The sequence below is a fragment of the Agrobacterium salinitolerans genome (assembly GCF_027498475.1).
Taxonomy (GTDB): Bacteria; Pseudomonadota; Alphaproteobacteria; order Rhizobiales; family Rhizobiaceae; genus Agrobacterium; species Agrobacterium salinitolerans.
Window position 1 is genome coordinate 594,560 of sequence record NZ_JAPZLN010000001.1, and the last position, 19,859, is coordinate 614,418.

A 19,859-nucleotide genomic window follows, 5' to 3' on the forward strand; every position below is an offset into this window, starting at 1 on the left:
TCAGGGCGCGGCCCCTCTATGACTGCAAAAGCGTATCAACCGGCCGGCTTACCGTCCTTTTTCGCCAGTTGCTGCCAGGAGTTCTGCTGTGAAAGCATTGCGCGCAGATAGGTGAGATTTGCCTGCGCCTGTTGTGGCGAGAGTTCCTGAACCGCGATGCGCTCGGCTTCGGCAAAGCGGCCCTGTAGACCGACCACGAGCGCGAGGTTCTGGCGAACGCGGCTATCGGCGCCCGGCTGGGCGATGGCGGATTGCAGATATGTTTCGGCAGTGCGCGGATCGCTCGACAGGACGTAAGACATGCCGAGGTTGGACAATACACTCGGGTCGTTCGGCTTCAGGTCAAGCGCCTGCCTGTAGCGGGAACGCGCCTCGTTCGAGCGTCCAAGCTGATCGAGCACGGCGCCCTCGGCGGAATAAAGCCGCCAGTCGGGCCGGTCCGGCGTCTGTGCCCGCTGGATGGTCGAAAGCGCCTGTTCCAGCTGGCCGGCAGCCGCCTGCGATTTGCCATAGGCGGCAAGCACATCACGGTCGGCCGGATTGGCGATGGCGATCTGCTGCATGACGGCGAGAGCCTGTGTGTTCTTGCCGGTCATCATCAGCACGCTGGCGTAATTCATGCCCACCGATTTGTCCTTGGGATTGCGTTCATAGGCTTTGCCGGCGGTCTCTTCCGCCTGCCGAAGCTGCTCCATGTTCAGATGGTCGTAAGAACGCGTGGCCGCGGGAATGGAGCCGGTGGACATGCGATCGGGCTTGTTGGCGCCCGCGCATCCTGAAACCGCAAGAACCAATGCGGCAAGACATGCTCCCCGCAGCAACCCTGTCCGGCCTGTCTCGCCCAAAGAAAATGCAGTCATGGCAGCGCCCCCGCCCGAGAATGATCGATCTTGCGCCCGACACACGACAGACTCACATGACGCAACTTTCGCTTAAGCAATAATCTGTTAACCCTAACAGAGCGTTAATCGCACCGATTCTCGACATTTACGGAAGCATATAATGGCGCCCTATCAGTTCATCGAACGCCCGACCCCCTTCAGCTCCAAGGCCGGCAGCACATTGCCGGTTTTCGCCGTCACGCCGGCCCATATCGAACAGGGCGCCATCGACCCTGTCGCTCTGGATTGGGCGAAGAAGGCGGGGTTCAAGGCGGAGGCGGGCGCTATCCTCCTCGTTCCTTCCGCCGATGGTTCGCTGGGCGGCGTGCTTCTCGGCCTCGGCGGCAATCCCTCGGAAATCCCCTTCATCACCGGGAAACTCGCCCGTGAACTGCCGGAAGGCGAATGGCACATCGAAACCGCACCCCTGACGGCCAATCGGCTCGCTCTCGGTTTCGGCCTCGGCAGCTACCGCTTCGACAAATACAAGACCACCAAGGCGAACGGGGCAAAGCTCCTTATTCCGCAGGATGCGGAAGACGGCGAGATCAAGCGCGTTCTGGCCGGCGTTTTCCTTGCGCGCGATCTCATCAATGTTCCGGCCAACGATATGGGACCGGATGAGCTCGAGATTGCCTTCCGCGCGCTTGCCGCCCATTACAAGGCAAAGGTGAAGGTCACTACCGGCGATGATCTGCTCAAGGAAAACTTACCCCTGATCCATGCTGTCGGTCGGGCCAGCGAAAGCGCGCCGCGGCTTCTGGAAATGAACTGGGGCAAGAAGGGCAATCCGCGCCTCACCTTTGTCGGCAAAGGCGTCTGCTTCGATACCGGCGGCCTCGATATCAAACCCGCCGCCTCCATGGCGCTGATGAAGAAGGATATGGGAGGCGCCGCCAATGTCCTCGGCCTTGCGCTGATGATCATGGATGCGAAACTGCCTGTCGATCTGCGCGTTCTCGTGCCGGCGGTCGAGAACTCCATTTCCGCCAATGCCTTCCGCCCCGGCGATATCTATAAGAGCCGCAAGGGGCTGACGGTACAGATCGACAATACCGACGCCGAAGGTCGTCTCGTTCTGGCGGATGCGCTCGCTTATGCGGACGAAGATGCGCCGGACCTGATGATCGACATGGCGACGCTGACGGGTGCGGCGCGTGTGGCGCTCGGCCCGGATCTGCCGCCCTTCTACACCGATGACGAGGATCTGGCGCATGATATCGCGGAAGCCAGCATCGATACGGACGATCCGTTGTGGCGCATGCCGCTCTACATGGGCTACGACAAGGATATACGCTCGCGCGCAGCCGATATCACCAATGCGCCTTCGGGCGGCATGGGCGGATCGATCACCGCCGCCCTGTTCCTGAAACGTTTTGTCACCAATACCAGGCGCTGGGCGCATTTCGATATTTACGGCTGGTCTCTGAGCGAAAGGCATCACTCATCGATCGGCGGCGAGGCGCAGGGCATCCGCGCACTCTTCCATTATATTGCACACCAGTTTGCGAAGTAATCTGCTGATAGGTCAGGCTTCCACGGGCGCTTCCTCAACCGGAGCGCCCGTTTTCAATTCGGAGCATTCCGGACGGAAAACCGGGCTCCAAGTTTCCTGGAAAAGCTTTAAACCAGCACCTTCTGTTCCTTATGGTCCTCTTCACCGAAGAACTTCAGGTACCGTTGCACCTCGCCCGGATCACCGGTCGCCTTTTGCGGGTTGTCCGAGAGCTTCACCGCCGGCCGGCCATTGGCGTCGCTGACCTTGCAGACGATGGAAATCGGCTTGAGGCTGGCGATGGTTTTTGGCGCGCAACCGGCAAAATCATTGGTGAGGTTGGTGCCCCAGCCGAAGCTCATGCGAACCCGGCCTTCGAAATGCCTGTAGGTATCGATGATGGCGTCGACATCGAGACCGTCGGAGAAGATCAACATCTTCTTGCGCGGATCGCGGCCCATCTTCTGCCACCACTCGATGATCTTTTCGCCGCCTTCGATCGGCGGGGCGCTGTCGGGACGGAAACCCGTCCAGTCTGCCACCCATTCCGGCGCGTTGCGCAGGAAAGCCGCCGTGCCGAACGCATCCGGCAGCACGATCAGCAGGTTGCCGCCATAAAGCCGGTTCCAGTCCTTCAGGACCTGATAGGGAGCGGCGGCCAGTTCCTCATTCGTCTGCGCCAGCGCCGCGACGACCATCGGTAGTTCATGCGCGTTCGTGCCAACGGCTTCGAGATCGGAATCCATGGCGAGCAGGACATTGCTCGTACCGGTAAAGGCAGGACCGATGCCTTCCTTCAGCGCTTCCACGCACCAGCGTTGCCAAAGGAAACTGTGGCGGCGGCGAGTACCGAAATCGGAAATGCGCAGGCCCGGCAGTTCCCGCAGCCGCTCGACCTTCTCCCACATCTTGGCCTTGGCGCGGGCATAGAGCACATCGAGCGTGAAATAACCGAGCGAACGCATGGCGCTGCGCGAGCGCAACTCGTTGATGATGGCGAGCGCCGGGATTTCCCAGAGCGTCGTGTCCATCCAGCGGCCATGAAAATTCAGCTCATATTGCCCGTCGCGCTTGAAAAGCTCGTATTCCGGCAATTGATAGCTCGACAGCCAGGAGAGGAATTCCGGCTCGAAAATCTGCGAGCGGCCGTAAAACGTATTACCCGCAAGCCAGATATTTTCCTTCTTGGAGAGACGCAGGGTACGCGCATGATCGAGCTGCTCGCGCAGTTCCATCTCGTCGATCTCTTCCGCCAGCCGTACCGTCTTCGTGCGGTTGATCAGGGAAAACGTCGCGTCGACTTCCGGATAGAGTTTCCAGATCATCTGCAACATCAATAGCTTGTAAAAATCCGTGTCGATCAGGCTGCGGACGATCGGGTCTAGCTTCCAGGTATGATTGTGGACACGGGTGGCTATATCGGTCTTCGTCATACTTGCATTCCCCAATATCGGCCAAAGGTCAGAATAGCCGATGTCACTCCGCACCCTGGCAGGTATCAACCTGTCATGCGGAAGATTTATCTGAAAAAGCGACAACAAGTCCAGAGCACCCGCCTGGCAAATGCCTGCCACCACAGCTCACGCATCGATTTTCCGAAGACCACAAAGGGGTTTTCGGTCCGGCGTTCAAACCATGCGGCTTCAGAAGGTCGGGTCGACGGGGTTTATGCCGGGATACCAGTCCTTGGAGACCGGATTTCTGCCGCCGAAACTGGAAATGCCGTTTTCGTCGGTACAGCGATACCCCTGAACGGGAAGCCCACGGCTGCCGAAAACATCCCGGTAAGGACCTCGGGAATATCCGGTCACACCCAATGCGCTATGGCAGTTGTAACGGACCTTTGGCTGCAGCGTTCGCGGGTCCTTGACGCCCGGCAGGTTTGCATAGGCATCCGGTGCGGGGGCAAAACCATTCTGAAAAACGGTCTGCGCCTGCGCAGGGGCGCTCAGCAAAATCGCTGTGACGATCGTTGCCAGTCGTGTTGCCGTTCTCGTCTTCATCGTTGCCAGTCCCATACCATCATCCAACCGATGTAGGCGTCGGAAACTCTCCCACAAAGGGCCCGGCAGGCACAATTTCGTGAAAGCCGCCTTCTCAATCCTCCAGCCGGCGGAAAGCCGTCGGCTTTTCGTAAAGCCAGCCGATGCGCTGGATGGCCGCATCGAGATTTTCGCGTGCAACATTCATCGTATGGCCATTGGCATGCAGCAAGGTTTCCTCGCTTTCCATGAGGCCGACATGGCCCTTCCAGAAGACGAGATCGCCGCGGCGCAATTCATCCCGCTCGATTTCCACACCGAGCGACTTCACCTGCATGTCGGTATCGCGCAGAACCCGCCGGCCCGTCATGGCCATGGAAAGCTGCACGAGGCCGGAACAATCGATACCGAAGCCGGAGCGTCCGCCCCAGAGATAGGGCGTTTCGATAAAGCGCAGCGCCACCGCCACATAATCTTCGTCAAGCGCCGCGTCGACGGCCTGGCAATGAGCGGCGATGATGCCTTCGCCTTTTTCGGTCAGCAGGTAACGGGTACCGCGTGTCTCCGCCTCGCCTACAATCTGGATCAGGCTACCCATGGACAGTGCTGCGACCGGCGGTTTGCGCAACTCAGCGGCTGGATAGAGAAAAGTGCGCGGCGCAGTCACCCGATGGGTGGCGACAACGACATCGCCAATCGCCTTTTCCGGCACATAGCCGGCATAACCATCCGCATCCGCCTGCACCCATGCCCAGCCGTTCGCCCGGTCGAAAACACGGATGGTTTCGCCAGACAGCAGCTCGGTATCGATGCCGACGGCAAGGTCCGGCGTCGGCCGCAGGCCAATAACCGGCACCGCGATCTGGGCAGGCGAGCCGCTGACAAAACGTTCGGCCTGCACCACGCCCCGCAGCTTTTCATCGGCGAGATCGGAGCGGAAGACATTCAGGCGGCGGTCGAGCATCATGGGTTTCACATCCAGGGGTTAGATCTTGCGTGCCTGATCAATAATCAGGTCGCCGAATTTTTCCAGATAAAGCGCACCAGCCACCGTACGTTTTATCACGACATTGCGCTTGTCCCGCTCATCCCGAACCCGATCGACGAGTCCGAGAGCGCCGAGGCTGTCGAGCGCGCGGGTAATGACCGGTTTGGTGACTCCCATCGTTGCCGCAAGACCCCTGACGGTGTGTGGTGGCGTGACGAGATAAATCTGCAGCAGGATGGCGGTTTGACGCAAGGTCAAATCCGGCTGATCGTCAATGACCTGCGTCGTGGACACACGATGCCAGAGGCCAAGCGCCTCCGAGGGCGACAATTGTGCAGGCAAACCTTGCCCCTCCAGTCGTTTTCTTACCTTTTTCATTCAAGAGAACGGAAAACTCAAGAACCATCCCGCACAAACAGAACCGCCGCACGGCGCAGATCAGAAAGATCGCGCGGCGCGGCGGTATTTGTTGACCCGTTTTCGGGCCATGATGTCCCCTCTGGACTTGCAGGATAAGAAGCAGGAAGCGTGCCAGTTTTGATGCAACGCACAAATATTCGTAAAAACAGCAACTTAAGGGAAAAATTCGTCTTTTGGCGAAATTTTCCGCAAAGGATAAACAGCAATAAAAATAGGCAAAAATAACTCAATGCATAAAAATTGCCTTCCGCCGCGACAGCGGAAGGCAAGGATACGCGGATCAGATCTCCGCGCCACGCGCGGCATCGACCGCATCGGCATTCTGTCGCCGGTTATAGCGGATCGACGACCAGAGCGAGATGCCGATCAGGCCCGCGCCGCCAAGGCCCGTGATGACCTCCGGAATATGCACCATGGTCTGCACGTACATGATGACGGACAGGATGAGGATCGCATAAAAGGCGCCGTGCTCCAGATAGCGATATTCGGCCAGGGTTCCCTTCTCGACCAGCATAATGGTCATCGAGCGCACATACATGGCACCGATGCCGAGGCCGATGGCGATAATGAAGAGGTTCTGCGTCAGCGCGAAAGCGCCGATCACGCCGTCGAAGGAGAAGCTGGCATCCAGCACTTCGAGGTAAAGAAACGCACCGAAGCCGCCTTTTGCAGCGCCCTCCAGCATTTCCTGGCTGCGGTCGAGAATACCGCCGACAACTTCCACCAGCAGGAAGGTCAGAAGACCCCAGATCGCCGAATGGAAGAAGGTGTTGGCGGCGACCGGACCAAGTTCAGGATTGTCGCTTGCGCCGATGATGCGGGAAAAGATCAGCATGACGACCAGCACGAAGGCAATCTCGATGCCCTTGACGGAGGAATAGATTGCAGCCTTTTCCTCGATCCAGCGTACCCAGTGCACATCCTTTTCGTGGTCGAAGAAGAAGTTGAGGCCGACCATCATCAGGAAGGTGCCGCCGAAAGCAGCAATCGGCAGATGGGCGTCACGCATGATTTCCGCATAACGTTCCGGCTGTGTGGCCGCCATGACGAGAGCTGTCCAGGGGCCGACATTGGCCGCGACGACCACGATGAGCAGCGGGAAGACGATACGCATGCCGAAAACGGCAATCAGAATACCCCATGTCAGGAAGCGATGCTGCCAGACCGGTGTCATATCCTTCAGCTTGTTGGCGTTAACGATGGCGTTGTCGAAGGAAAGTGAGATTTCAAGCACCGCCAGAACGACACAGATGAAAAAGATCGTCGCCGTGCCGCCCACCGTTCCCGTCATTTCCCAACCGAGATAACCGCCGAGGATCAGGCCGACAATGGTGACGATAAAAGCCCACTTGAAGTAGGTAAGCGTGTTTTTCTGGGCAGCGCTCATGTCCGGTCGCCTCCAATGACGAGGACGTTCACGGACCGACGAGAGGCGTCAGGCCGCACGCAGAAAGCACGCGCGCGAAGCACATTCAGGTTTTTCATAGTTTTTAATCCGCCGGCCAATTTTTGCAGGCGGTACCGACATCGCGAGAGCGCCGTAAAACTCTCGCCAGAGGGGCCCGGCACCTTTGTTTCCTCTGCCCTTGCGAGACAAATCATCGCAGGGCCCCTTCTTACTTCCTGAAGATCACGCCTTCGTCAAGTCCCGTGATTGTGACCACGGCGAACTGGAAAGATCAAACCTGCTCCGCAGCCAGTCCTTCGGCGGTTTCACGGCGTCGCTTGAGTGTATTTTCGCGGAAGAAAATATAAAGTCCGGAAAGAACAATCAGGCCTGCACCGACAACGATACTGGTCTGCGGCACATCGTTGAAGAACAGCCAGCCGAAGATCACCGCCCAGAGCAGCAGCGTATATTGCAGCGGTGCGACGGTTGCAGCATCGGCGAGTTTAAGTGCCCGGTTGACCAGCACATGCGCTGTCATGGCGACGACGCCAAGCAGGCCGAGGAAGGCGAGATCGAAACCGGACTGAACCGGCAGCCACCCCGATGGCGTAAGGAATACCGCGACAATGCCCGCAAGCGCCGCACCGATGATCTGCCAGAAGGCAAGCACGGTATCCGGCGTATTGCGCAGCTGGCGGCCAGACAACATCATGAAAGCGAAAGCGGCGCTGCCGAGGATCGAAAACAATGCTGCGGAGGTGAGGCTTGCCGAACTGGGCTTGAGCGCGATGAGAACGCCGACAAAACCGATGGCGATGGCCGTCCAGCGACGCCAGCCCACTTTTTCTCCGAGCAGAAACGGTGAGAGCGCCGCCACATAAATGGGGGCGGCCAGCCAATAGGTCATGACATCGGCGAGCGGCAGGGCCGCGACCGCGAAATAGAAACAGAAAAGCTCTGCGGTGGAAAAGAAAACGCGCGCAAACTGAAGGCCGGGACGCTCAATTCTGACAAGGCCGGAGAGGCCGGCACGCCAGACGATCGGAACGAGGATAATAAGCGCCGCCGCGCTGCGAATAAGGATCACCTGACCCTGGCTATAGGTGGCGACGAGCCACTTCCCCATGGCGTCGTTCAGTGCGAAAAGCAGCATTCCAAGCAGCATGACGGCCACGCCGAGGCCAGTCGGCGAAAGCTTACGTAGTATAGACATGTCAGTTCCGATCTCTCCCAATGGCTGCATTGGTCGTCCAGCCAGCTATCCTTTGTCAAGCCCCGAACAGCCAGGCCCGAACAATTAATAGTACTAATAATATCGACATGTGGGATGTCAGGTGAATATCCGCCGTTCTTCGGCCACGAGTTCCTGGAGAAAATCGACCACTGTGCGGACGCGGACAAGTTGACGGGCGGATTCGTGATAGGCTGTCCAATAGGACCGGCTGATGGTGAGTTGCGGCATGATGCGCAAAAGCTCGGGATATTGCCCCGCGATGTAATTATGCAGGATACCGATACCCGCACCGGAGCGCACTGCCTCGGTCTGACCGGTGGCGCTCGATATTTCAAAGGCGGCGTCCCAGTCGCGCATGATCTCACCGGTAAAGTTCAGTGAAGGCGAAAAGATCAGGTCCTCTACATAACCGATCCGCCGGTGGCGCTTCAGTGCCTCGACATCATCAGGCGTTCCGTAATCGGCCAGATAATCCGCCGAGGCATAGAGGCCCAGCGAATAATCGGTGAGCTTCGAAAACATCAGCCTGCCCTGCTCCGGCCTTTCGATGGTGATGGCTATATCGGCCTCGCGCTGCGACAGGGAGAAAGAGCGCGGCACCGGCACGAGCTGGATTTTAAGATCGGGATAACGCGCCGTCAGCCGGCCGAGCCGCGGCGCGAGGAAGGAAACGCCGAGACCATCCGGCGCGCCGATGCGCACCGTTCCCGCCACCGCCGTATCGACGCGGCCGAGATTTGCCTGGGCATTCAGCATTTCGGTTTCCATGCGCTCGGCCCCGGCAAGAAGGCGCTGGCCCTCTTCCGTCAACTCGCAGCCATTGGTGCTTCTCAGGAAGAGCTGTGTGCCGATGGCCGCTTCCAACGCGGAAATACGGCGGCTGAGGGTGGCGTGGTTCACACCGAGCTTTCTCGCCGCCGAAAGAAACTGGCCGCTTCGCGCCACGCTTAGAAACAAACGCACATCATCCCAGTTCATGGCACCCTCCTTATGTCTATTTTTGCACAATGGATGCTTATTTCAGGCGATTGATTTGTGCAAATCGAAAGGTAATGCTGCGCCATCACATTCTGGAGGAAAACCCATGAAGGAAATCGGTCATTTCATTAATGGCAAGCATGTGCCCGGCACCAGCGGTCGCACATCGAATGTCTACAACCCGGCCACCGGCGAAGTCCAGGCGACTGTCGCGCTTGCGAGCGATGCCGAGCTTCGCGCCGCCGTCGAAAGCGCCAAGGCGGCACAGCCAAAATGGGCCGCCACCAATCCGCAGCGCCGCGCCCGCGTTTTCTTTAAATTCGTCGAGCTTCTGAACCGCGACATGAATGAGCTGGCGGTGCTGCTTTCCAGCGAGCACGGCAAGACCGTCGAGGATTCCAAGGGCGATATCGTCCGCGGCCTCGAAGTGTGCGAATTCGTCTGCGGCATTCCGCATCTGCAGAAGGGTGAATTCACCGAAGGTGCTGGCCCTGCGATTGACATGTATTCGATCCGCCAGCCGGTCGGCATCGGTGCGGGCATCACCCCGTTCAACTTCCCCGGCATGATCCCGATGTGGATGTTCGCCCCGGCGATCGCCTGCGGCAACGCCTTCATCCTCAAGCCTTCCGAGCGCGACCCGTCCCTGCCAATCCGCCTTGCCGAACTGATGATCGAAGCCGGTCTTCCGGCTGGCATCCTGAACGTCGTCAACGGCGACAAGGGCGCGGTCGACGCCATCCTGACCGATCCCGATATCGGCGCGGTCTCCTTCGTCGGTTCGACGCCGATCGCCCGCTATGTTTACGGCACTGCCGCCATGAACGGCAAGCGCGCGCAGTGCTTCGGCGGTGCGAAGAACCACATGATCATCATGCCGGATGCCGATCTCGACCAGGCGGTAAACGCCTTGATGGGCGCAGGTTACGGTTCCGCCGGCGAGCGTTGCATGGCGGTTTCCGTTGCGGTTCCGGTTGGCGAAGAAACGGCAAATCGCCTCGTTGAAAAGCTCATCCCGCAGATCGAGGCGCTGAAGATCGGTCCCTATACCGATGACAAGGCCGATATGGGTCCGCTCGTCACCAAGGAAGCCCAGACGCGCGTCAAGGGTCTGATCGACAGCGGTGTCGAACAGGGCGCAAAGCTACTGGTCGATGGCCGCGACTTCAAGCTGCAGGGTTATGAAGACGGCTATTTCGTCGGTGGCTGCCTGTTCGACCATGTCACTCCTGACATGGACATCTACAAGACGGAAATCTTCGGACCGGTTCTCTCCGTCGTGCGCGCCAAGAACTACGAAGACGCGCTGGAATTGCCGATGAAGCACGAATATGGCAACGGCGTCGCGATCTACACCCGTGACGGCGATGCCGCCCGCGACTTCGCAAGCCGCATCAATATCGGCATGATCGGCATCAACGTTCCGATCCCCGTTCCGCTCGCCTATCATTCCTTCGGCGGCTGGAAGGCTTCGAGCTTCGGCGACCTCAACCAGCACGGCACGGATTCGATCAAGTTCTGGACGAAAACCAAGACGATCACCTCACGCTGGCCGTCGGGTATCAAGTCGGGCGCAGAATTCGTCATGCCGACAATGAAGTAACCCGAGAAGCAGGTAGACAAACAAAGCCCCGCTGCAAAAACAGCGGGGCTTTTTATTAGATTTCGGCAGAACGGTAAGGGTTGCGCCGGGATTAGTTGGTCGGGCCGTCGTTGAAACCCACTTCATCAACCAGTTCGGACGCCTGCTTGCGATGGGCGGCTATGTCCGTCAGCGGCAGCTTGTCCGGATTGATGGGGCCGAAGCCCTTCACAACATCGGATGGCTCCGCACCGGGCAGCACCGGATATTCAAAGACCTGCCTGGCGTAGATTTCCTGCGCCTCCCGCGAGGCCAGGAATTCCATCAGCTTCAGCGCATTGTCTTTGTTGGGGGCGTATTTCGTCAGAGCCATGCCGGAGATATTCACATGCGTGCCGCGATCGCCCGCATTTGGGAAAATCACCCGCACCGATCCGGCCCATTCCTTTTCTTCCGGCTCGCGATCATTGGTCAGCATCAGGCCGACATAATAGGTGTTGCCGAGCGCGATATCGCATTCACCGGAAAAGATCGATTTCGCCTGGCTGCGGTCGGTTCCATCAGGCTTGCGAGCAAGATTGTTCTTCAGGCCGGTCAGCCATGTGCGGGTATAATCGACGCCGTGATGGGCGATCATCGAGGCGATCAGCGCGATATTATAGGAATGCTGGCCGTCGCGAATGCAGATCTTGCCCTTCCATTTCGGATCGGCAAGCTCCTCATAGGTAATCTCCTTCTGGGTCACCCTTTCCTTCGACGCATAGACCACCCGGCCGCGCGTGGTGAGCCCAAACCATTCGCCCTCGGGATCGCGCAGATTGGCGGGGATATCCTTTTCGATGACGGGATCGTTGAGGACCGGCTGGGTAACCTTGCCCTCCTTCGCCTCGACGAGACGGGCGATATCGACCGTCAGCAACACATCCGCAGGTGAATTGACGCCCTCGGCCTGAATGCGTTCCACCAGCCCCTTGTCGAGAAAAAGCACATTCGCCTCTATCCCGGTTTCCTTCGTGAAAGCATCGAGCAGCGGCTGGATCAATTCAGGCTGGCGATAGGAATAGACGTTAACCTCCCCCTCCGCCAAAGCGCCGGGCGCGGCGACAAGGATCGTCAACCCTGAAAAAACGGCAGCGGAAAAGTATGATTTCAAGCTTGCCATTATGAACGCCTCCATTACATTCGGATTCTTGACTTGTTTGTTCATGAATCATCCGGACGGTCAACAACGCTGTTCGAGAAATATCGGATGGGTACCAGTTTTTTCAGTTTCTGGAATTGTTCTAAACTGAAAAAGAGACTATATAACTCCACATTGAGAGTTAGGAGACCAGCATGCGCTTGACCAAACAGACCAACTATGCCGTTCGCATGTTGATGTATTGCGCCGCAAATGACGGCCATCTGAGCCGCATTCCCGAGATTGCCAGGGCCTATGGCGTTTCGGAGCTGTTCCTGTTCAAAATCCTGCAGCCGCTCAACAAGGCAGGTCTGGTGGAGACCGTGCGCGGCCGCAACGGCGGCGTGCGTCTTGGCAAACCCGCCGACAAGATCAGCCTGTTCGACGTGGTGAAGGTTACTGAAGACAGCTTCGCCATGGCCGAGTGCTTTGAGGATGGTGCGGTGGAATGTCCGCTTGTAGATAGCTGCGGCCTCAACTCGGCGCTTCGCAAGGCACTTAATGCCTTTTTTGACGTTCTGGCGGAATACTCAATCGATGATCTCGTCAAGGCGCGGCCCCAGATCAACTTCCTCCTGGGCCTGGACACGGAAATGCCGAAGGTCGCTCCCCTTCCGGCTGCCTAATCATCCCATTGTCCCATCGGGAATCGCCATAGCCCGTGCCCTATAGGCCACGGGCTTTTCTTATGTAAATAAGCAAGAAATGTAATATTTCTGGTCCTGCGTGTTGACGTCATGAACGGAAGCGGCGCATTTGGTCGCGAGCTTTTTCAAGCAAACACTCAGCGTCGCAATGATCATCAAGCCTGAACTCCATACATTCGCGCTCACCGCGCTCGTCGGCAGCATTGGTGCGCTGCTCGCCAGTCTCATCGATATCCCGGCGCCTTTTCTTTCCGGCCCGGCGCTTGCCGTGACGATTACGGGACTGGCCGGTGTAAGGCTTGGTATTCCCGCCTTTATCCGCAACGCCTGTTTCGTCGTCGTCGGCATTTCGATGGGAACGAGCGTGACGCCGTCCGTGATCGACGCCGCAAAGACCTGGCCCCTGAGTTTCGTCGTCGTGCTCGCCGCCGTCGTCATCATGCTCTATGTCGCCTACTGGATTCTGCATTACGGCTTCGGTTACGACCGGACGACAGCGATGCTAGGCGCCTCTCCCGGTCATCTCAGCTATATCATCAGCCTCGGCGCCGAAACGAAAAGCGACCTTGCGACCGTCAGCATCGTGCAAAGCGTGCGGGTGCTGGCGCTGACGCTTTCCGTGCCGCTGATCGTCGAATATTTCGATCTTGTCAGCAGGGAACCGCTCGTGGCCAACCCGCCAATGGGCCTTTTTACGCTGGCGCTGACCATCGGTGCATCGCTTCTGACCGGCTGGCTCTTCCTGCGCTGGAAGTTTCCGGCCGCCCTGCTGCTTGGCGGTGTCGCCATTTCCATAGGCACCCATATTACCGGCCTTACCGAAGGCGGTGTTCCCACCTGGCTCAGCCTGCCCGTCTATGTGCTTATCGGCTGCCTGATCGGCACGCGCTTTTCGAATGTCTCACTGATGGACGTGCGGAAAGGCTTTCTGGCGGGCTTCGTCGTCACCATCGCCGTGATGGTTATCGCTGGCAGCATTGCCTGGATGATTTCCGGTGTGACCGGCGTTCCTCTCAATGCCGTCATGATCGCCTATTCGCCGGGCGGTCTGGAAACCATGGCGGCGATGGCGGTGATGATGCATGCCGATACCGCCTATGTCGGTTCCCATCACGTCATCCGGCTCTTGTTTCTGTCCGTTCTCATGCCGCTCGTCATGGGCAGGGATGCGCGCAAACGTGACGGCGAAACCTGACTATCGGCGTCCAGCCGCAGCCATTGACGCAAAAAAAGCAGATGGCATGCAACCATTTTTCCTTCCGGCTGTTTATGTTGGGCCGCAATTGCGGCGGCGATCTTTTCGCCTGTTCGCAGGCTGACCCACCGGAGGAACATTCATGAACCGCTTGATGACGTTGACGGGCGCCGGACTTGCGCTTGCCCTTTCTGTTTCCATCGCGCAGGCGCAGGTGGTCGTGTCGTCCAAGATCGACACGGAAGGCGGTGTTCTCGGAAACATCATCCTCGCCGTCCTCAATCAGAACAAGATCGAAACGACGGATCGCATCCAGCTCGGCGCGACGCCGGTTGTGCGAAAAGCGATCACAGCCGGCGAGATCGACATTTATCCGGAATATACCGGCAACGCCGCCTTCTTTTTCTCCAAGGCGGACGATCCGCTCTGGAAAGATGCAGCCAAGGCCTATGAAGAAGCAAAAACACTCGACTTCGACGCCAACAAGATCGTCTGGCTGACACCATCTCCGGCCAACAACACCTGGGCTATTGCGCTGCGCAAGGATGTCGCCGACAAGAACAATCTCAAGACGCTTTCCGACTTCGGCAAATATGTTGCCGATGGTGGCGAGGTGGTCCTTGCCGCTTCTTCCGAATTCGTCAATTCCGCCGCTGCGCTGCCTGCATTTCAGACCACCTATGGCTTCACCATGAAGCCTGACCAGTTGATCACGCTTTCCGGCGGCGACACTGCGGCCACGATCGCCGCCGCCGCCAACCAGACGAACAACGCCAATGCTGCCATGGTCTATGGCACGGATGGCGGCATCGCGCCTTCAGGTCTCGTGGTGCTGGAGGATGACAAACATGTGCAGCCGGTCTATCAGCCAGCGCCGATCATTCGCGAAGAGGCTTTGAAAAAGCACCCGAATATCGAAGAGTTGCTGAAACCCGTGTTCGAAAAACTCGATCTGGCAACCCTGCAGGACCTGAATGCGCGCGTGCAGGTGGGGGGTGAACAGGCCAAGACCGTAGCCATCGACTTCCTGACAAAGAACGGCTTCGTCAAGTAACCGCTCGCGACGCCGGAGCGGGTTGCGGGAGCCGGTACGTTCCCATGATCCGGTCCGAATCCAGAGTAGGCGAGACAAAAGGCAGGGGAGCAGGATTTGACGAAGTGGCCTGACAAAGTGGGCGTGGTGATTTCGTCCCTGCTTCTTTATGCTCTTTTTGCGTCGCCTTTCATGACATTGCGTGCCAACCGGATCGTTCAGGGCGAGACACGCACGGTCTTCGAAGCGCTTCCGGGTTCAGCTGCAACTCTTCTCGTCACCATCGTTCTTGTTACAGTCTTCATCGCCTTTTTCCGCTTTCCCACGCGATTGAAACTCGCAGCCGCGCTGGTCGGTCTTGCGGCACTGGCGGTTTTCATCGGGCAGGCGGCATCTTTTCTCACGCCAGAGGGTAACAGTTTTGCCCGCGTTTCGCCCGCAAGCGGCTTCTGGTTGATGTTTGCCGGTCTGGCTCTGCTCGCTACGGATTGTATTGCGCGTCTTGAGCCGAAGCCCGCTGCCCGGATTTTGTTGCTGCTGGCGGCCATCGCCGCACTCGCGGCCGTGCTGACAAGCGGCCTCTGGAACGACCTCTCCATCATAAAGGAATATACCGGCCGGGCCGATACGTTCTGGACCGAGGCTTTGCGGCACGTGGAACTTGCCATAGGCTCGCTGATCGCGGCGACCGTAGTGGGTATTCCCCTGGGGATACTCTGTTACAGGGTCGAGTGGTTGCGCGCGGGTGTACTGAATGGCCTCAATATCGTCCAGACCATCCCTTCCATCGCCCTTTTCGGCCTTTTGATCGCCCCGCTGGGGTGGATCGCAGCCACTGTGCCGGGCGCCGCGAAAATCGGCATCGCCGGCATCGGCATGGCGCCCGCTTTCGTGGCGTTGTTTCTCTATTCGCTGCTGCCGGTCGTTTCCAACACTGTGGTCGGTCTTTCCGGCGTTTCGCAGGCGGTCCGGGAAGCGGCGCGCGGGCTTGGCATGACGTCGGTGCAACGGCTGCTGCGGGTGGAATTTCCGCTGGCCATGCCGGTCATCCTCACCGGCATCCGCATCGTACTGGTGCAGAATATCGGCCTGGCGACGATAGCCGCCCTGATCGGCGGCGGCGGTTTTGGCGTTTTCGTATTTCAGGGCATCGGGCAGACAGCGATGGACCTCGTGCTGCTCGGCACCGTACCGACCGTCCTTCTTGGCTTTGCCGCAGCAATAACACTCGACGCCCTCATCGACAGCAATCTCTTCAGCGCAGGCGGAAGGCAAAAGGCATGATCGAAATCGACACCATCACGAAACGATATAGCGATGCAGCCGTCGTTGATCAGGTATCGTTGACTGTCGCGCCGCGCACCGTCACCGTCATCGTCGGCACCTCCGGCTCGGGAAAAACCACCCTGCTGCGCATGATAAACCGGCTGGTGGAGCCCACCTCCGGCACGATCCGTATCGACGGTGAGGATGTCAGCGCCATACCCGGCTTCAAGCTGCGCCGCCAGATCGGCTACGCCATTCAGGGCCATGGCCTTTTTCCGCACCGGACGGTGGCCGAAAATATTGCGACTGTTCCGCAGTTGATCGGCTGGGATCGCAAGCGGATCGATGCGAAGATCGACGCGCTGATGCAGCTCTTCCAGCTCGATCCCGCGCTTTATGCCAACCGTTTCCCGCATGAACTCTCAGGCGGTCAGCAGCAGCGTGTCGGCGTCGCGCGTGCGCTGGCCGCCGAACCGAACATTCTCCTGATGGACGAACCCTTCGGCGCGCTGGACCCGGTGATCCGCGCCAAGGCCCAGAACGATCTTCTCGACATCCAGAAAAAGCTCGGCGTGACCGTCGTTCTCGTCACACACGATATGGACGAGGCTTTTCATCTGGCGGATCGTATCGCCGTGATGGACAAAGGCCGTATCGTCCAAGACTGCCCGCCGGCCGAATTGGTGCTGAAACCGGCGACGGATTTCGTGCGCACCATGATCGGTGAAAACGAACGGGCGCTGAAACTGCTATCCGTTCTCTCCGTTGCCGATGTCGTGGAGCCGGGAAATGCTAAGGGCGAACCGCTCACCGAACATACAAGCCAGCGCGACGCCCTGTCGGCGATGTTATGGGCGGGTTGCGATGCCTTGCCGGTCGTCGGGGACGATGGGCAACCCGCCGGCCGGGTGCGGCGTGACGTTCTCCTCCAGCGCGCCGCCGGAGCCTTATGAAAAACGCATTATCCTTCTTTGCTCTCGGGCTACTGCTACTGGCGCTGATCATCTTTCTGGCAGCGCCGCAGGTCTTCGCACCGGTGTTCCGCCCTCTCGTGCAGGCCAATGCACCCGCAATCTACACGCAGGCCAATCTGCTTTCCCTCACCCTGTCGCATCTAACTATCGTGGCGATTGCCACGGGCTTGGCCACGCTCACGGCGGGGGCCCTTGCGGTTCTCGTCACCCGGCCTTTCGGGGCGGATTTCCTGCCGCTGTCGCGCAGCATCGTTAATATCGGCCAGACCTTTCCGCCCGTGGCGGTGCTGGCGCTGGCCGTGCCGATGATCGGTTTTGGCGAAAAACCGACGCTCATTGCCCTGTTTCTCTACGCGCTTTTGCCGGTATTCGAAAATTCGCTGACGGGTCTTACGACCCTGCCCGCCACGGTGATGGACGCCGCGAGAGGAAGCGGCATGACCGGCTGGCAACGCCTTGTCAAAGTGGAGTTGCCGCTTGCCCTTCCAGCCATTCTCGCCGGCATCCGGCTTTCGGCGGTCATCAGCCTTTCGACCGCGACCATCGGCTCGACAGTCGCGGCGCGCACCCTCGGCGAAGTGATCATTGCTGGCCTGCAATCCAACAATCTGGCCTTCATTCTTCAGGGCGGGCTGATCGTTGCGGCGCTGGCGATCCTGATTCACGCGGCCTTTTCCGCCATGGAAAAGACTGCGGCGCGCAAAACCGGGCACTGACACAGTGCAAGCCCCCGCATTTTTATATTCCCGATGCCTGCCGCACATGATAGGGGCTGACGGTCGAAACAGAAACATTCGAGGTGCGGGTGACACAGGCAATTGTCGTGATGGGAGTGAGCGGCTCCGGCAAGTCCACAGTCGCGGAAGCAGTGGCGGAGAAACTGGGCATTGCCTTCATAGAGGGCGACAAGCTGCACCCGAAATCCAATGTCGAAAAAATGTCCGAAGGTATTCCGCTGACGGACGAAGACCGTTGGCCCTGGCTCGATCTGATCGGCGCGGAACTGCGCAAGGGCAGCGAAAGCGACGGTGTCGTCGTTTCCTGCTCGGCGCTTAAGAAAATCTATCGCGACCGCCTTCGCAAGGCCACCGGCGGCCCGCTGGCTTTCGTTTATCTGGATGGCAGCCTGGAGCTTCTCAGCCAGCGCATGGGTGAGCGCAAGGGCCATTTCATGCCGCTTTCGCTGCTGCAGACCCAGCTTGCCACGCTGGAAGTGCCGACCGGCGAACCGGGCGTCGTGACCGTCAGCATCGATGCCACACCGGAGGATATTGCGAATGACGCACTTTCCGGTTTGAAGACGGTAACGTTCTAAAATCCGAGCCTGTCGCGCAGGCCGTACCACCATGCGCCAAGCACGGTCAGCGGCACCCGGAATGTCTTACCCCCGGGGAACGGATAGTTCGGCAGCGAGCTCCAGACATCGAAACGTTCGGCGTGGCCGGCAACGGCCTCGCCCAATATCTTGCCGAGCAGATGGGTTGTCGTAACACCGTGGCCGCTATCGCCATGCGAAAAATAGATATTGTCGGACAGCCTGCCCATATGCGGGATGCGCGTGAGCGTCAGCGCAAAATTGCCGCTCCAGGCAAAGTCGATCTTCGTCTTTTCCAGTTGCGGAAAGGTCTTCAGCATATTCGGCCGGATCACACCCGTCAGATCGGCAGGATCGCTGCCGCCATAGCCGATGCCGCCGCCATAGAGCAGGCGATTGTCGGAGGTGCGGCGGTAATAATCGAGAATGTAATTGGCGTCCTCGACGCAATAATTGGCGGGCAGAAGCTCCTCGATCAGATCGGCATCAAGCGGCTCCGTTGCCATGACCTGGCTTGAGACGGGCATCATCCGCTCGCCGATTTCCGGCAGCAAGGTGCCGAGATAGGCGTTGCCGCAGACGAGAACATATTTCGCCTTCACGCTGCCCGTTGCCGTGCGCACGATGGGATTGACGCCCTGCTCTACCGCGATGACACGCGAATTTTCGAATATGCGGGCTCCAAGGCTTTCGGCAGCCGCCGCCTCGCCCTGCACCAGATTGAGCGGGTGGATATGGCCACCGAAGCGGTCGATCATGCCGCCAGCATAACGGTCGGTCTTCACATAGTGGCCGACATCCGCCCTGGAGACCATTTCGAGACCGCCATGACCGTGTTTTTCCCAATGGGCTTTGTGAGCTTCCATCTCGCGGATTTGTTTCGGTGTGAAGGCGGCGAAGAAACCGCCATCGACGAGATCGCAATCGATGGCGTAGTTGGCGATGCGGTTGCGGATGATCGCGCCGCCTTCAAGCGACATTTCGCCGAGTTTCACCGCCTTGTCATGCCCATAGCGACCGGCAATGGTTTCGAGATCGCGACTATAGCCGTTGACGATCTGACCGCCATTGCGCCCCGAAGCGCCGAAGCCGACGCGGACACCTTCCAGGACGATGACGGAATAGCCGCGTTCACTGAGTTCCAGCGCGGCGGAAATGCCGGTGAAGCCGCCACCGATGATGCAGACATCGGCGTCCAGCGCGCCTTCGAGTGTCGGCCGCACGGTTTTGACATTGGCGGAGGCCGCATACCATGACGATGTGTGGCCGGGATTGGGAATATTCGTTACCTCAGCCATT

At 58.8% G+C, this 19,859-nt stretch carries 20 protein-coding genes; 9 read left to right on the forward strand and 11 right to left on the reverse strand.

The window, feature by feature from the left end:
• Nucleotides 1-35 precede the first annotated feature (35 nt).
• Nucleotides 36-746: a tetratricopeptide repeat protein gene (locus O9X91_RS02860; RefSeq protein ID WP_162520590.1), complete on the reverse strand. Its 711-nt coding sequence runs from the start codon at nucleotides 744-746 to the stop codon at nucleotides 36-38.
• Nucleotides 747-1,002: 256 nt separating this feature from the next.
• Between O9X91_RS02860 and O9X91_RS02865 the strand changes: the two genes are divergently transcribed.
• Nucleotides 1,003-2,397: a leucyl aminopeptidase family protein gene (locus tag O9X91_RS02865; RefSeq protein ID WP_142913759.1), complete on the forward strand. Its 1,395-nt coding sequence runs from the start codon at nucleotides 1,003-1,005 to the stop codon at nucleotides 2,395-2,397.
• A gap of 107 nt (nucleotides 2,398-2,504) precedes the next feature.
• On the opposite strand, the gene pncB is transcribed toward O9X91_RS02865, so the two are convergent.
• The 8 genes from pncB to O9X91_RS02905 all read right to left on the reverse strand — a co-directional run bounded on the left by pncB (nucleotide 2,505) and on the right by O9X91_RS02905 (nucleotide 9,368).
• Nucleotides 2,505-3,809, reverse strand: coding sequence for a nicotinate phosphoribosyltransferase (gene pncB / locus O9X91_RS02870; protein WP_077984509.1), 1,305 nt, complete (start codon nucleotides 3,807-3,809; stop codon nucleotides 2,505-2,507).
• A gap of 210 nt (nucleotides 3,810-4,019) precedes the next feature.
• Complete coding sequence (locus O9X91_RS02875; protein ID WP_077984610.1) at nucleotides 4,020-4,379, reverse strand: hypothetical protein; 360 nt, start codon at nucleotides 4,377-4,379, stop codon at nucleotides 4,020-4,022.
• 94 nt (nucleotides 4,380-4,473) lie between these two features.
• Nucleotides 4,474-5,325, reverse strand: a complete 852-nt coding sequence (locus tag O9X91_RS02880; protein WP_142913760.1) for a C40 family peptidase — start codon at nucleotides 5,323-5,325, stop codon at nucleotides 4,474-4,476.
• A gap of 18 nt (nucleotides 5,326-5,343) precedes the next feature.
• Nucleotides 5,344-5,688 carry a MarR family winged helix-turn-helix transcriptional regulator gene (locus tag O9X91_RS02885; protein ID WP_077984611.1) on the reverse strand — a complete coding sequence of 115 codons (345 nt, stop codon included), beginning with the start codon at nucleotides 5,686-5,688 and terminating at the stop codon, nucleotides 5,344-5,346.
• 53 nt (nucleotides 5,689-5,741) lie between these two features.
• Complete coding sequence (locus O9X91_RS02890; protein ID WP_142913761.1) at nucleotides 5,742-6,035, reverse strand: hypothetical protein; 294 nt, start codon at nucleotides 6,033-6,035, stop codon at nucleotides 5,742-5,744.
• 11 nt (nucleotides 6,036-6,046) lie between these two features.
• The gene (locus tag O9X91_RS02895) at nucleotides 6,047-7,153 is read right to left on the reverse strand and encodes a DUF475 domain-containing protein (protein ID WP_137409587.1); all 1,107 of its coding nucleotides are present in this window, start codon (nucleotides 7,151-7,153) and stop codon (nucleotides 6,047-6,049) included.
• 292 nt (nucleotides 7,154-7,445) lie between these two features.
• Entirely contained in the window at nucleotides 7,446-8,369 is a 924-nt protein-coding gene (locus tag O9X91_RS02900) for a DMT family transporter (RefSeq protein WP_193559328.1), read from the reverse strand.
• A 117-nt stretch (nucleotides 8,370-8,486) separates the two neighbouring features.
• Nucleotides 8,487-9,368: a LysR family transcriptional regulator gene (locus O9X91_RS02905; protein WP_077984612.1), complete on the reverse strand. Its 882-nt coding sequence runs from the start codon at nucleotides 9,366-9,368 to the stop codon at nucleotides 8,487-8,489.
• 106 nt (nucleotides 9,369-9,474) lie between these two features.
• On the opposite strand from O9X91_RS02905, the gene O9X91_RS02910 reads away from it, so the two are divergent.
• Nucleotides 9,475-10,971, forward strand: coding sequence for a CoA-acylating methylmalonate-semialdehyde dehydrogenase (locus O9X91_RS02910; protein ID WP_077984513.1), 1,497 nt, complete (start codon nucleotides 9,475-9,477; stop codon nucleotides 10,969-10,971).
• Between the two features lie 91 nt (nucleotides 10,972-11,062).
• Here the strand turns inward: O9X91_RS02910 and O9X91_RS02915 are convergent, their stop codons facing one another.
• Nucleotides 11,063-12,112 carry a Fe(3+) ABC transporter substrate-binding protein gene (locus O9X91_RS02915; RefSeq protein WP_244614279.1) on the reverse strand — a complete coding sequence of 350 codons (1,050 nt, stop codon included), beginning with the start codon at nucleotides 12,110-12,112 and terminating at the stop codon, nucleotides 11,063-11,065.
• 173 nt (nucleotides 12,113-12,285) lie between these two features.
• On the opposite strand from O9X91_RS02915, the gene rirA reads away from it, so the two are divergent.
• The 7 genes from rirA to O9X91_RS02950 all read left to right on the forward strand — a co-directional run bounded on the left by rirA (nucleotide 12,286) and on the right by O9X91_RS02950 (nucleotide 18,560).
• On the forward strand, nucleotides 12,286-12,756 hold the full coding sequence (rirA, locus tag O9X91_RS02920) for an iron-responsive transcriptional regulator RirA (protein ID WP_077984514.1): 471 nt from the start codon (nucleotides 12,286-12,288) through the stop codon (nucleotides 12,754-12,756).
• Nucleotides 12,757-12,925: 169 nt separating this feature from the next.
• Nucleotides 12,926-13,972 (forward strand): AbrB family transcriptional regulator, encoded by a 1,047-nt coding sequence (locus O9X91_RS02925; protein WP_077984515.1) that lies wholly within the window; start codon nucleotides 12,926-12,928, stop codon nucleotides 13,970-13,972.
• A 142-nt stretch (nucleotides 13,973-14,114) separates the two neighbouring features.
• Nucleotides 14,115-15,026, forward strand: a complete 912-nt coding sequence (osmF, locus tag O9X91_RS02930) for a glycine betaine ABC transporter substrate-binding protein OsmF (RefSeq protein WP_137409585.1) — start codon at nucleotides 14,115-14,117, stop codon at nucleotides 15,024-15,026.
• Nucleotides 15,027-15,122: 96 nt separating this feature from the next.
• Nucleotides 15,123-16,289, forward strand: a complete 1,167-nt coding sequence (locus tag O9X91_RS02935; RefSeq protein WP_269826174.1) for an ABC transporter permease — start codon at nucleotides 15,123-15,125, stop codon at nucleotides 16,287-16,289.
• A complete protein-coding gene (locus O9X91_RS02940; RefSeq protein WP_269826175.1) occupies nucleotides 16,286-17,224 on the forward strand; it encodes an ABC transporter ATP-binding protein in 939 nt (312 codons plus the stop codon). Before O9X91_RS02935 ends, O9X91_RS02940 begins: the two co-directional genes overlap by 4 nt.
• Nucleotides 17,221-17,961 (forward strand): ABC transporter permease, encoded by a 741-nt coding sequence (locus O9X91_RS02945; RefSeq protein ID WP_137409584.1) that lies wholly within the window; start codon nucleotides 17,221-17,223, stop codon nucleotides 17,959-17,961. Before O9X91_RS02940 ends, O9X91_RS02945 begins: the two co-directional genes overlap by 4 nt.
• Nucleotides 17,962-18,071: 110 nt before the next feature.
• Nucleotides 18,072-18,560, forward strand: coding sequence for a gluconokinase (locus tag O9X91_RS02950; RefSeq protein ID WP_170985560.1), 489 nt, complete (start codon nucleotides 18,072-18,074; stop codon nucleotides 18,558-18,560).
• Here O9X91_RS02950 and O9X91_RS02955 read toward each other — a convergent pair.
• Entirely contained in the window at nucleotides 18,557-19,858 is a 1,302-nt protein-coding gene (locus tag O9X91_RS02955; RefSeq protein WP_162520579.1) for an NAD(P)/FAD-dependent oxidoreductase, read from the reverse strand. The two genes, O9X91_RS02950 and O9X91_RS02955, sit on opposite strands and share 4 nt — an antisense overlap.
• Nucleotide 19,859: the final 1 nt, after the last annotated feature.